Source organism: Pantoea nemavictus, assembly GCF_037479095.1.
GTDB lineage: Bacteria > Pseudomonadota > Gammaproteobacteria > Enterobacterales > Enterobacteriaceae > Pantoea > Pantoea nemavictus.
The window spans coordinates 2,645,427-2,658,911 of record NZ_JBBGZW010000001.1; the positions used below are offsets into that span (position 1 = coordinate 2,645,427).

The window sequence follows — 13,485 nt, forward strand, 5'->3', positions numbered from 1 at the left end:
TTTTTATGTCTGCGCGTCTTAGTAGACGTCGCGCAGATAGCGTTTATCTTTCTTGAGTTGATCGATGTAAGCCGCAGCACGTTCGCTGGACAAGCCACCGAACTGACGAACCACTTCATACAGCGCAGCATCCACATCTTTCGCCATACGCGAGGCATCGCCACATACGTAGAAGTAGGCGCCATCCTGAAGCCAGGCATACAGCTCCGCGCCTTTCTCTAGCATGCGGTTCTGCACGTAAATCTTCTCTTCCTGATCGCGCGAGAAGGCCAGATCGAGATTAGTCAGCAGACCTTTCTCCTGCCATGCCTGCAACTCATCTTCATAGATATAATCATGTGCCTGATGCTGGTCACCGAAGAACAGCCAGTTTTTGCCTTCAGCACCGGTTGCCTGGCGCTCCTGCAGGAAGGCGCGGAACGGAGCGATACCCGTTCCCGGGCCAACCATGATGAGCGGCGCATTGCCGTTTGCTGGCACGCGGAACGCTTTGTTAGGCGAAATGAAGATCGCTGGCTTTTCGCCACGACGTACACGTTCAGCCAGGTAGGTTGAACACACGCCTTTACGCTCGCGGCCGCCGCTGTGATAGCGCACGGAAGCGATGGTCAGATGCACCTGATTAGGGTGCGCTTTCGAGCTCGACGAGATGGAGTACGCGCGGTGCTGCAATGGACGCAGCATGGCAACCAATTCCGGCACTGACAGGCTGCGCGTCAGCTCAAGCTGCAGCAGATCCAGCGTATCTTTGCCCCACAGCCAAACGGCAAGGGTATCTTTATCGTCGTGCTGCAATACGTGACGCAGTTCCTGGTTGGTGGTGTGCTGTCCAACCCACTCAATCAGTTTGCGTGATGGCTCAGAGATTTCGAACTGATACGTCAGCAGATCGCCGAGGTTACGGTCAAAGCCTGGCACCGGCGTCTCATAGTCCGCTTTCAGTTCGGCCAGCAGCAGTGACACCAACGCTGCGTCATTCACGGGGATCACACCCAGCGCGTCGCCCGCTTCATATTTCAGACCGCTGTCGCTGAGATCGAATTCAAAGTGGCGAATATCTTTTGCCGACTCTTCTGCTGAGAGACGCTTGTTCGTTGCCAGCGCAGCTGCATAGGGATTTTGCTTATTGCTGCCCGGAATCACCGGCGCTTCTGGCGCACTTTCCAGCGCGGTACCGCTGCTGCCAGCGCTGGCAGCAAACTGTGGCATTGCCGTGCCGATCCACTCGCTGGATGGCTCTTCAAAGTCGATATCGCAGTCGATACGATCGGCAACACGTTTCGCGCCGAGCTGCTCGAGACGCATATCAATGAATTTACCTGCCTGGCAGAAACCGTCGTAGCCGGTGTCGCCAATTGCCAGGACCGCAAAGTGCATCTGCTCCAGACGTGGCGCGGTGCTGGCTGAAATCGCCTGCCAAAACAGCTGGGCGTTATCCGGCATTTCGCCTTCGCCGTAGGTTGAGGTAACGATCAGCACGTGACGCATAGTGGCGAACACATCCAGATCCACCTCACCCAGCGCCTGTACCACCGGCACCAGACCTTTGGCACGAGCGGCTTTGGCAGCCGTTTGTGACAGCGCTTCAGCATTACCGGTCTGTGAACCGAACAGGATATGCAGTTGCGTATTGGCACCTGCGGCCGGCGCGCTCTGCTTGTCTTCTAATACCAGCAGGCGCGAATGGAGACCGGCGAGAAAGCCCGCCAGCCAGTATTTCTGCTCACCGTTAAACGGTGCATCTTCAGGAATGTAAGGAATTTTCATCGGTAAGGCACTCAATCCTGTTCAAAATTTTTTCCCCGTCATACTTCAAGTTGCAGATGCGTTGGCTGCTCTCGCTCACCCGAATCACTTACTTGAGTAAGCTCATCGTGATGCCCTCGTTTGCCGCCTTCCTGCACCCCGAATTATTTAGGGGAGGGTCTAAATTACACATGTTCAGTAGTGCTGTAATCAGGAAAGTTTCCCGACCGCAGCAGCGATTTCTGGCAATGCAGCACGGGCAAACAGCTCTTCAAAATCAGGGAGATGGCCAAGGACTTCACGGTTGCAGGCATCCTGATAAATGATCCAGCCGTAAGTCGCCAGGCTATCCATGGAGCGAATGTTACGTTGCGTCAATGCCGCTTTGTAATCTGCCATACGTTTCGCGGCGATCAGGCTGGCCAGCTCGTCATCGCTGTAGCTCTCAATCGCGGAGCGCGCGTGACGTTGCAGCTTGCTAATCAGCGTAAAATCTTCGGTCATCAGCAGATTACGTACCGCTTTCTCGACTGCCGCATCCTCCACCGCGGTGCCTTTCGGCAGCTTGCCCAGCGCCAGCTGCTGCGCAAGGCTGAGAACGGTGTAGTTGTTCAGCAGCACAAACATCTCCAGCGTGTCGGTCGCGCCGTAAGCCGGTACTGCGCCGTTGGCAATGGTTTTACCGTCACGCCAGGCGGATTTGAACTTCGCTACCTGATGCGCAGCCAGCGACGTCGACAGCTCTTCGAGCAGATCTTTGCGCGATTTGGCCTTCAGAATCTCGGTGCCATCCTGATACAGCAACAGCGAACGCGGCATCACGTAAACAAAGTGGTGGCACTCGGTTTCCCAGTTATCCAGCAGCCATGCGGCACGTGGGGATTGGGTCGCTTCCAGATGCCAGTTCAGCATGGTCAGCACCGCTTGTTTATGCACCTGCGCCATTTCATCTTCATCGGCGATGGATCCAAACAGTACTGAATCACCCGCTGCGTGTGCCGCCAGCGATCCATACGGGTCGTACTGGTAAGCGAAACCGCCGCTCATGCCGTTGCCGAAGCCTTTACCGAAGGTGCCAAGGTTGAGGATGGCGCCGTTGGTCATGTATTCGCAGCAGAAGTCGCCGACGCCTTCCACTACCGCGGTTGCGCCAGAGTTACGCACCGCGAAGCGGTCACCCGCCTGGCCCTGAACAAACAAACGACCACCGGTAGCACCAAACAGGGCGAAGTTACCGATCAGCACGTTGCCGTCGCTATCCTGTGCGCCGCCGCCCGGTGACATCACCACCAGCTCGCCGCCGCATTGGCCTTTACCGACGCCATCGTTACAGGTGCCGTAATGTTTCATCTGCATGCCGTCGTTGCAGAATGCGCCGAACGACTGGCCGGCAGAACCGCTGGTGTTGATCAGCACGGTGGCTGGCGCCAGATAGTGACGACCGCGATCGTCTTTCAGCACCGCTGGCAATGCTGCCAGTTGCTCTTTCGAGAGTTCATGGTTCAGCATGCGTTCGATATCGATCGCCAACTGGCCACCCACGCTCTTGTTACGGTTGTTCAGCGTGATGCCGGCGCCCAGCGCGATTTCACGGCTTGCCTCGCCAACCAGCTGGGTTTTCAGTTCGTTGACCCAGCCATCATCCAGTTCAAAGTCTTTTTCCAGATAGACCGGCTTAGCAATTTTCTGCTCTGGCACCACGGTTAACATCGCGCGCAGATCCAGTTTGCCGACTTCCAGCGGGTGATCCATCAAGTGCAGCAGATCCGAACGGCCACGCGCTTCACGCAGTGAACGCAGACCAAGGCGGGCAAGAAACTCACGCACTTCCTGCGCCACGTTGATGAAGTACTGCGCCAGCTGACGTGGATCGCCATCAAAGGCTTCGGCGTTAGTGGTTAAACCGGCCGGGCATTTGACGTTACAGTTTTTCGCCATCACGCACTTCAACATCATCAGCGCGGTGGTGCCGAATTCGAAGCTGTCGCCACCGAGCAGGGCAGATTTGATGACATCGCTGCCGGTCTGCTGCGCGCCGGAGCAGCGCAGCTGTACTTTGTCGCGCAGGCCATTGGCACACAGCGCCTGGTGTACTTCGGCGATACCGATTTCTGCCACGCGGCCGGTATATTTCAGGCTGGTAACCGATGCTGCACCGGTACCGCCGGTGTTACCCGCGACGTTAATCACATCGGCGCCGGCTTTTGCCACGCCGACGGCGATGGTGCCGATGCCTTCAGATGAAACCAGTTTTACAATGACGCGTACGCGCGCGGCTTTGCAATCGTGGATCAACTGAGCCAAATCTTCGATCGAATAAGTATCATGGTGCGGTGGCGGTGAAACCAGCTCAACGCCCGGCGTACCGCCACGCGCTGCCGCAATCTCAACGGTCACTTTCGGTGCCGGCAGCTGACCGCCTTCACCTGGCTTCGCGCCCTGACCGATTTTGATCTCCAGCTCTTCCAGCATTGGGTCAGCCAGATAAGCCGCCCACACGCCAAAGCGACCTGATGCCAGCTGTTTAATACGTGACGCGCGGATGGTGCCGTGACGTGAATAGTGCTCGCCACCTTCACCACAGTTACTCATGCCGCCAACCATGTTAGTGCCGTGTGCAACCGCTTCGTGCGCAGGCGCCACCAGCGCACCGTGGCTCATCGCGCCCGACGCAAAGGTCCGGGTGATTTCATGTGCCGGTTGAATCTCTTCCAGCGGCAGCGATGGCAGCGCGGTGAAGATCAGTGATAGATAATCCGCGGCTTTGCCGTAAGCGGTGATGTGCAGTACACCATCAGCCACATTGCTGCTTTCGATATCATCGATAAAGCGGGTTTTCAGTGCACGTGACAGCGCTTCCAGACGCTCATTCTCTGGCTTCAGGCCAGCAATCGCATCAATCAGGCGCAGCTCAAACTGGTTCAGGCTGCCATTCACCGCTTCGCATTGCAGACCACGCGTAGCGAAGCCGTTGTTGACCAGCGAGTAGCGGCCCAGCTTGCGACCGAATTCGGCTTCGCTATCCACGTGCGTTAAATCGCACGGCAGCGCGAGGATGTCACGCAGCGCCGCAGGACGACGTTTACGTTCAGCGTGCATCAGGCCGGAGAACTGACGGTAATCTGGTGTGATGGCAAAGGTGTCGATCACATCATTCGGGATGCGCTCGAAGCTGCTGTCTTTAAAGGCTTCCGCTTTGATATTGAAAGCGTTATCCAGCTTGGCCAGCGTCATCAAACGAATAAAGTTGTCCTCTTCGCGCTCTTTGTTAGCAAAGCGAATCGGTTGTTCCGTCATATCAATGAAGGTACGTACCGCAATGGTGCCGTACGAGTGGCCAGCACCTTCTGCGCGCTCTTTGAACAGGCCGAGCAGCGGGACTTCCGCTTCGCCCTGAATTTTTAACGAACTCTGATGCCAATCAACCGCCATCTGGGCGATAGCCGGGAAGCCTGCGCCGCCGACCGGCGTTTTGATATTCGGGAAGTATTTCTTCAATACCGGATCTTCAGTATCGAGGAAATTCGGCTCAAAGAACTCGCCGCAGCTGTAGCTCTCAACCGTACACAGGCCCACTTTGCCCATGGTTTTCATCAGCGCTTTTTCAGCGGCTTTGGCATAGCGTTTAAACGCTTTATTGCCCTCTACACCTTCACCGAACTTCTCTTCCGCACGCATCTGCACGCCGAGTGGGTAAACGGCAGAAGCACCGAAGCCCAACGTGGCGGCGATATGGTGTGAAGAGATGCTCTGACCGCTTTCTACTACCAGCGAAACATCCAGACGCAAACCTTCCTGCACCAGACGCTGGTTGATCGCCGACACCATCAACAGCATCGGGATCGCTGCATGGGTTGAGGAGATATGGCGGTCGGTAATCACGGCGATGCCGCCTTGCTGGCGTGCGAAATCCACCACCTGCTGCGCTAAGTCATCGATGGCTTTTTCCAGCGCGTTGGCGTTGGCTGCACGGCTGACGATATCTTTACCGACTACCGGCTCATACAGCATCTCGAAGCGCGCGTAAGGAGCGACGGTTTGCTCGCGCAGGCGCAGCATGTCGAGGTGCGTCAAAATCGGTGTTGGCACAATGATCTGCTGGCCCTTGCTGCGGCCAAGGTGCGGCTTAGCGCCGAGGGCAACACGCAGCGTCATGCCGTCCGCTTCACGGATGGAGTCGAGCGGTGGGTTAGTCACCTGCGCAAAGCGTTGCGAGAAGTAGTGCGCCATGCCGCCTTCATGGTCGGACAGGCCGTTGATGGCGTTGCCGTAACCCATCGCCGAGATCTTCTCAGCGCCGGTTTGCAGCATCGGGTCCATCATGAATTTGAAGCTTTCCTGGTTGTAGTAGTAAGCGACAAAACGCTGATAGGTTTGCAGGTCACCACGATAACGCAGCGGAGAACCTAACTGTTCAGCCTGGATTTCTGGCAGATCTTCCAGATCGACGCGTGCTTTGCTCAGCAGGGAGAGGTAATCCTTCTCTGCTGCCAGTTTTTCCAGCGCTTCCACGGTGGTGTAAGAGCGCTTCTCTTGGTGATCGTAATAAAGCATGCCGCCGGCTTCGATACGGCCACGACGCAGCACGCTTTCTGGTGGGAAGGCGATCTGGCCCGCTTCAGACATGGCACCGATATACTCCGCCGTTTCAACGGAACGCAGCGGACGCAGGCCAAGGCGGTCCAGACGGGCGCCAATCACTTCTCCGTTACCAAAGATTAGCGCGGCAGGGCCATCGTTCTTCTCTTCATATAATGAGAAGTACTCGAGCATGGCGCGTACTTCATTAGAGAGCGAGGTATCGTTCTCCCAGGCCGGAGGCATCATGGACACCACCGCGGTGATCAGGTCGAGATTATCTTCCATCAAACGGCTGTGGATGCTTTGGTCCAGACGCGAGCTGTCGGACTGACCTTTAGGACGGACAATTTTCTTACCGCGCGCCAGCATCAGTGCCGCTTCGGCGATACGGTTTTTACGATCGGTGTTCAGCTCGCCGTTGTGCGCCATCAGGCGGAACGGCTGAGCCATGGTGGTATGTGGATCGGTGTTGGTGGAGAAGCGGGTATGGAAGAACAGCCCGCGCACCTGATGGTCCGCATCGGTTAAATCTTTGAAGTACGGAATCACTTCGTTGGAGTTCAGGCGGGCTTTAAACACCTGCGTGCGCGAGGAGAGCGACAGCGGATACAGACCGCCGAATTCGCTTTCGGTAAAGGCACGCGCTTCGATATCCAGCAGCGCGCGATAAATCTGGCGTTCGAACTCCAGTTGTTCAGTCACTTCCTGCGGCGCAGCAAACACCCACTGCACAATTGGCAGCTGGAATGGCAGGGCGGCCGGTCGTGTTACGCTGCCGTCGAGCGGCATATCGCGTTTCACTAATACCGGGAAGTTGTGTGCCGCCAGCGTTTCTTCTACCAGACGCTCAGCATTGGCTCGCAGTTCAGCGTCTTTAGGCACAAAGAAGTTACCCACGCCAAACCGACCGGCTTCCAGCGCCATGCCCGTAACCTTACGGAAGAAGTTCAGGGAGAGATCGACGTTAACACCCGCACCATCGCCCACGCCTTCGGCAGACATGCCGCCACGGTGCGGGACCGTGCAAAGCGCGCTATGGGCCATCTGCAGGATCTCATGGGTCTGCTCGCCGTCCTTACGGGTAATGAAACCTACTCCACAGCTGTCACTTCCGGCTGATGGATCATACAAACCATAGGGATTCGGTTTTTGCGTGGACATTGAGAGTCTCCTTAAACTTCTTTTGACATTACCTGCATTATTTCGCGCACTGCCGCGTTACTGAGTCAGACAACGTGGCGGTATCAATTCTTGTGCCGCTCATAAAGAGCAGGCGTCGCAACACCGAGCAAGGGCTCTCCAGACACTGTTGTCACGTCCTTAATGAGCTGCTCTTTAATCCGGTCTCTTTCGGGAGATAGCTTGCATCTAGAGGGAGTCTTCTTGCTGCATAGATATGCCGAGACACAGGCCCACAAGGAAAGCTCCCAGTGGAATTCCAACTTATCGGGAAAGCGAACTCAGGTCAAATAGCCAGCTTTGTTGAGGGTAATTGGCTTTTATGTCACTTAACTAAATGATTAAAAAGACTTTATTGCGTAAATATATGTCAATCTCCCGCTGCGCATTCCCCCAGGAAGTGTGAGCCGTCTCACTGTGACCCAGCCCTCTGATATCTAAACAATGCTGGCAGGTATGCTTATAACAGCATTTAATTCTGCTGAGGGGGGTTCACACACAGCATGTATCTGTTTTTCTTATGGCGTCATATTTGAATCAAAATGGGGCTGCCATTAGTAAAATTAATCATGCGGGGCGTGATTAAAAAATCATTTAAGTTGAATGGGTATGCAATAAAGGCGCGCAACCATTACGACGAATGGCTGCCAGAGTGCTGATTAGCACAGGATGTTGAGAAAAGGCCCGCAAAAGCGCGGCCCTCCAGATTATTCAGTTGGCAGAATTAGTCAAGCGCTTTGCGCATATAGAAGGGAACGTCGGCGAAATGCCGCTGTGGTGCACCATTACAGGGCATAACCCGCGCGATATGGCAAGGTGAAGCGGCGCGGCGCGGCGATAAATACGCTATCATGAGCCAGATTTCGTTCAGGGAGCTCGTAATGAAACAGATTCGTCTTTTAGCGCAGTATTACGTTGATTTGATGGTCAAACTCGGCCTGGTGCGCTTTTCACTGCTATTGGCATCGGCGCTGGTGGTACTGGCGATGGTGGTACAGATGGCGGTCACCATGGTGTTGCGCGGCCATGTTGAGAGCATCGACGTGGTGCGTTCGATCTTTTTCGGTCTGTTGATAACGCCTTGGGCAGTCTATTTTCTTTCGGTGGTGGTCGATCAATTGGAGGAGTCACGCCAGCGCCTGTCAAAACTGGTGGATAAGCTGGAAGAGATGCGCACGCGCGATCTTGAGTTGAATCAGCAGATGAAAGAGACCATCACCCAGCTTAATCAGGAAATTAACGACCGTATTAAAGCCGAACAAGCGCGTGAGCAGGTGATGGACAAGCTGCGCGAAGAGATGGCGCGGCGCGAGCAGGCACAAATCGAGCTGGAACAGCAATCCTCCTTCCTGCGCTCCTTCCTGGATGCATCGCCGGACCTGGTGTTCTACCGCAATATTGATAAGCAGTTCTCCGGCTGTAACCGCGCCATGGAACTGTTAACCGGCATGAGCGAAAAGCAGCTGATCGGCCTGACGCCGCGCGATATTTACGATGATGAAGCCGCCACCAAAGTGCTGGAAACCGATGAGAAGGTGTTCCGTCACAATGTGTCGCTGACGTACGAACAGTGGCTGGAATATCCCGATGGGCGCAAAGCCTGCTTCGAGATCCGTAAAGTGCCCTATTACGACCGCGTGGGAAAACGCAGTGGCCTGATGGGCTTTGGTCGCGATATTACCGAGCGTAAGCGCTATCAGGACGCGCTGGAGAATGCCAGCCGCGAGAAGACCACCTTCATCTCTACTATTAGCCACGAGCTGCGTACGCCGCTTAATGGCATCGTTGGGCTGAGCCGCATCCTGCTGGATACCGATCTCAATCAGGAGCAGCTCAAGTACCTCAAAACCATTCATGTTTCGGCTATCACGCTGGGCAACATCTTTAATGATGTCATCGAAGTGGACAAAATCGAACGCCGCAAAGTGCAGCTGGATAATCAGCCGCTGGATTTCACCGGCTTCCTCGCCGATTTGGAAAACCTCTCCGGTCTGCTGGCGCAGCCCAAAGGACTGAAGTTTGTCATGGCGCCAGAGTTGCCGTTGCCGCATAAAATCTCGGCGGATGGCACTCGCTTGCGTCAGATTCTATGGAACCTGATTGGTAACGCGGTGAAATTTACCCAGCAGGGCGAAATCGTGGTGCGTGTTGCTTATCGTCAGGACGAAACGCTGCACTTTGAAGTGCAGGATTCTGGCATGGGCATTCCGCAGGAAGAGCAGGATAAGATCTTCGCGATGTATTACCAGGTGAAGGATCAGCATGGCGGCAAACCGGCGACGGGCACCGGTATTGGTCTGGCGGTATCGCGTCGGCTGGCACAGGCAATGGGCGGCGATATCAGCGTGAGTAGCGTTGCGGGGCAGGGTTCCTGCTTCACCGTCGAGATCAACGCGCCACGCGTCGCTGAGGAGGTTGAGGACGACAATCTGGATGACAGCATGCCATTGCCGGCGCTGCACGTACTGCTGGTGGAAGATATTGAACTCAACGTCATTGTGGCGCGTTCGGTTCTGGAGAAGCTGGGCTGCAGCGTTGAAGTCGCAATGACCGGTACGGACGCGCTGGCGATGTTTGATCCGCAGGAGTTCGATCTGGTGTTGTTAGACATCCAGCTGCCGGATATGACCGGGCTCGACGTATCGCGCGCCATTCATCAGCGTCATGCTGGCACATCCTTGCCGCCGCTGGTGGCCCTGACGGCAAACGTGCTGAAAGACAAAAAAGAGTATCTCGATGCAGGCATGGATGATGTGTTGAGCAAACCGCTTGCCGTACCGGCGTTGACGGCGATGATCAAAAAGTTCTGGGATTATCAGCCGGAACAGGAGGCGTTAGTTATTGAGTCCTCAGCCGAGCAATCACGCATGCTGTTAGATGTGCCAATGCTGGAGCAATACATTGAACTGGTTGGCCCAGGATTGATTACGCAAAGTCTTACCATGTTTGAGCAGATGATGCCGGGCTATCTCGAGGTGCTGGATTCCAACATGATGGCGCGTGACCAAAAAGGCATTGCGGAAGAAGGGCACAAAATCAAAGGCGCGGCGGGTTCGGTTGGTTTACTGCATTTGCAACAGTTGGCGAAGCAGATTCAGTCGCCGGAGTTGCCAGCGTGGTGGGACAACGTACAGGAGTGGATCGACGAGCTAAAACAGGAGTGGCTGCAGGACGTGAACGTGTTACGTGAGTGGGTTGCGGAGCGGGAAAAAGTACAGGACGTTAGAAAAAAATGACCCCAGTCGAAACTGGGGTGCGCGAATACTGCGCCAACACCAGGGAAATCGGTACTGCTGCTATTATTAGAGGTCGAATAAAAAAGCAACAGTTTGGTATTGGTTAACGCTTCAAAATCACCTTAACAAATTCGCCAATGCTTGCGACAAGATTCATTAAATTGTGTGATGTTGAGCAGCGATTAAATACAGAAAACATTAATTTGCTGACACAGTCAAGCAAGGAATTAATTTCTTTGCCATATTGCACCTTTTTTGACCAATTAATCTGTTTTTTGCCTGGTTTTGCTTCACTCGACAGCAGGAAAAGGCCGGCAGATGCGGCGAAAAACTCAATCGGGCGAAAAATTGAAGTTAAGTAAGATTAACGTGCTGATATTAAATAGTAAATTTCCATTTCCCGCTGGGTTGTCCAAAACGTTTTGGAAACCATCAGCAGAAAGTTCCAGTTTCCAGTTTAATGAATTATGTAAACCAAACGTGCGATAAATCGCTTTACCAATACTGCGCCAGAATGTGCACAGGATGGCACCAATTCAGCGGTGTTTTTCAGAATGGTCTTGCTCAACAATGAGCATCTTCGAACACTACTAAAAATTATAGTTAAGCTTTGTGAAAGATTTTACGTGAGCGATATCACATTTAGTTAAGTGTGCAAGCCTGCAGCATCTGCCCGGTGTAACGCGATGGAACCGATTCCTTTTTAATGGAAGTGCTTGATGTGATTGGCTCTAATAGAGGAACGTTGGTTGCGTAGGCAACAATTAACCCTCATGGCATTGGGTGTATGTGGATAAATTTTGGTGGTGAGACGCGAGTGTTCGCTATCATGACTTGGGTGATTGATTAATACAGGGAACAGGTAAGAGAAAATTGCATGAGTAAGAGTAAAGGGACGCTGGGAAAACGAATTAAACTGCTGATTGCAAAAGTACTGCTCGCCTGGCTTGGCATCTGGCTAGCGGGCATTTTGTTGTTTGCGTTTATACCTGTGCCGTTCTCCGCGGTGATGGTCGAGCGGCAGATTGGTGCCTGGTTCAATGGGCGCTTTGATTATGTGGCGCACTCGGATTGGATCGGCATGGATGAGATTTCACCGTGGATGGCCCTGGCAGTGATTGCTTCGGAAGATCAAAAGTTTCCTGAGCATTGGGGTTTTGACGTCGATGCCATCCAGTCAGTGCTGGATAACGAGGGTAAAGAGCGCATGCGCGGCGCATCAACTTTGTCACAGCAGACGGCGAAAAATCTGTTTCTCTGGGATGGGCGTAGCTGGATGCGCAAAGGGCTGGAAGCGGGATTAACGGTGGGAATTGAAACCGTCTGGACTAAGCGTCGTATCCTGACGGTTTATCTGAATATTGCTGAATTCGGCGACGGCGTGTTTGGAGTCGAAGAGGCTTCCCAGCGCTACTTCCATAAACCCGCCAGCCGCCTGACGATGTCGGAAGCGGCGTTATTAGCGGCGGTATTGCCCAATCCGATCCGTTTCCGCGCCGATGCGCCCTCAGGCTACACTCGCCAGCGTCAGCAATGGATTATGCGTCAGATGCGGCAGTTGGGCGGAGAGGGCTTCCTGAATCGTTACAAGCTGCACTAAAACGCTCAGTCTTCGTCGAAGCCCGCTTCAAACAGTTCAATAACTGCTGCCAGTGCCTGCACTTCCTGCGGACCACTGGCTTCGATTTCAATATGGCCGCCTTTGGCTGAGTCGAGCATCAGCAGCGCAATCACGCTGCTGGCTTCGGCTTCAGTGCCGGACTCATTGCGCAACAGCACTTCCGCATCAAAGCTCTGCACCAGCTCAAACAGCTTCATTGCCGGGCGCGCGTGCATGCCCAGTTTGTTTCGAATCTCAACGGTTTGCTTCACGCTCATGATTTACGTTTTTCCAGAGTGCGATGACGAGACTGCACGTTTTTGCCGCGTGAGCGGAAATAATCTGCTAGTTGTTCAGCGATATACACTGAGCGATGCTTCCCGCCGGTACAACCAATGGCGACGGTCAGATAGCTACGGTTATTGGTTTCCAGCATCGGCAGCCACAGTTCCAGATAGCTGCGCGTTTGATAGATGAAATTATGCACTTCAGTGTGACGATCTAGGAACGCCGCTACTGGACGATCCAGACCGGTCATTGGACGTAGTTTGGGATCCCAGTGTGGGTTCGGCAGGAAGCGCACGTCGAAAACATAATCGGCGTCGATCGGAATGCCGTGCTTAAAGCCGAACGACTCAAACACCATGGTCAGCTCACGCTCACGTTTGCCTAGCAGGCGCGTGCGCAGCATTTCTGCCAGCTCATGGACTGACATTTCTGATGTATCAATGATCAGGTCCGCGCGCGATCGCAGTGGCTCCAGCAGATCGTTCTCTTCATCAATGGCGCTTTCCAGCGACAAATTTTTGCTCGAAAGCGGATGCAAGCGACGTGTATCGCTGTAGCGACGGATCAGTGTATTGCGATCGGCATCAAGAAAAAGTAGCTGCGGCGAGAAGGTGTCGGGCAAATTATTGAGCGCGGCTTCGAACACTTCCGGCGATTCAGGCATGTTACGCACGTCAATGCTAACCGCCGCAGAGATGTTGCGTTCAGTTAAGGTATTCGCCAACTCTGGCAACAGCACGACCGGCAGGTTATCAACACAGTAAAAACCCATGTCCTCAAGGGCACGCAGCGCAACTGACTTTCCTGAGCCTGAACGACCGCTAACGATCATCAGCACCATCACATTTCTCCCGT

6 protein-coding genes are annotated in these 13,485 nt (G+C 54.2%); 2 read left to right on the forward strand and 4 right to left on the reverse strand.

What is annotated here, in order from left to right; all coding sequences use genetic code 11:
- Positions 1-18: 18 nt before the first annotated feature.
- A complete protein-coding gene (locus WH298_RS12070) occupies positions 19-1,767 on the reverse strand; it encodes a sulfite reductase subunit alpha (protein ID WP_007886604.1) in 1,749 nt (582 codons plus the stop codon).
- A 189-nt stretch (positions 1,768-1,956) separates the two neighbouring features.
- Positions 1,957-7,488: a glutamate synthase-related protein gene (locus WH298_RS12075; protein ID WP_007886610.1), complete on the reverse strand. Its 5,532-nt coding sequence runs from the start codon at positions 7,486-7,488 to the stop codon at positions 1,957-1,959.
- An 899-nt stretch (positions 7,489-8,387) separates the two neighbouring features.
- On the opposite strand from WH298_RS12075, the gene arcB reads away from it, so the two are divergent.
- Entirely contained in the window at positions 8,388-10,742 is a 2,355-nt protein-coding gene (arcB, locus tag WH298_RS12080; protein WP_007886612.1) for an aerobic respiration two-component sensor histidine kinase ArcB, read from the forward strand.
- Between the two features lie 877 nt (positions 10,743-11,619).
- A complete protein-coding gene (gene mtgA, locus WH298_RS12085; protein WP_180822954.1) occupies positions 11,620-12,342 on the forward strand; it encodes a monofunctional biosynthetic peptidoglycan transglycosylase in 723 nt (240 codons plus the stop codon).
- Positions 12,343-12,347: 5 nt separating this feature from the next.
- On the opposite strand, the gene npr is transcribed toward mtgA, so the two are convergent.
- Both npr and rapZ read right to left on the reverse strand, forming a co-directional pair.
- Positions 12,348-12,620: a PTS phosphocarrier protein NPr gene (gene npr, locus WH298_RS12090; RefSeq protein WP_007886615.1), complete on the reverse strand. Its 273-nt coding sequence runs from the start codon at positions 12,618-12,620 to the stop codon at positions 12,348-12,350.
- Positions 12,617-13,471, reverse strand: coding sequence for an RNase adapter RapZ (rapZ, locus tag WH298_RS12095; RefSeq protein WP_049851350.1), 855 nt, complete (start codon positions 13,469-13,471; stop codon positions 12,617-12,619). Before rapZ ends, npr begins: the two co-directional genes overlap by 4 nt.
- Between the last annotated feature and the right edge of the window lie 14 nt (positions 13,472-13,485).

Bases quoted from the DNA above. Each gene is read 5' to 3' on its own strand.
- WH298_RS12070 (WP_007886604.1), bottom strand. From the start codon at position 1,767: ATGAAAATTCCTTACATTCCTGAAGATGCACCGTTTAACGGTGAGCAG.
- WH298_RS12075 (WP_007886610.1), bottom strand. From the start codon at position 7,488: ATGTCCACGCAAAAACCGAATCCCTATGGTTTGTATGATCCATCAGCC.
- arcB (WP_007886612.1), top strand. From the start codon at position 8,388: ATGAAACAGATTCGTCTTTTAGCGCAGTATTACGTTGATTTGATGGTC.
- mtgA (WP_180822954.1), top strand. From the start codon at position 11,620: ATGAGTAAGAGTAAAGGGACGCTGGGAAAACGAATTAAACTGCTGATT.
- npr (WP_007886615.1), bottom strand. From the start codon at position 12,620: ATGAGCGTGAAGCAAACCGTTGAGATTCGAAACAAACTGGGCATGCAC.
- rapZ (WP_049851350.1), bottom strand. From the start codon at position 13,471: ATGGTGCTGATGATCGTTAGCGGTCGTTCAGGCTCAGGAAAGTCAGTT.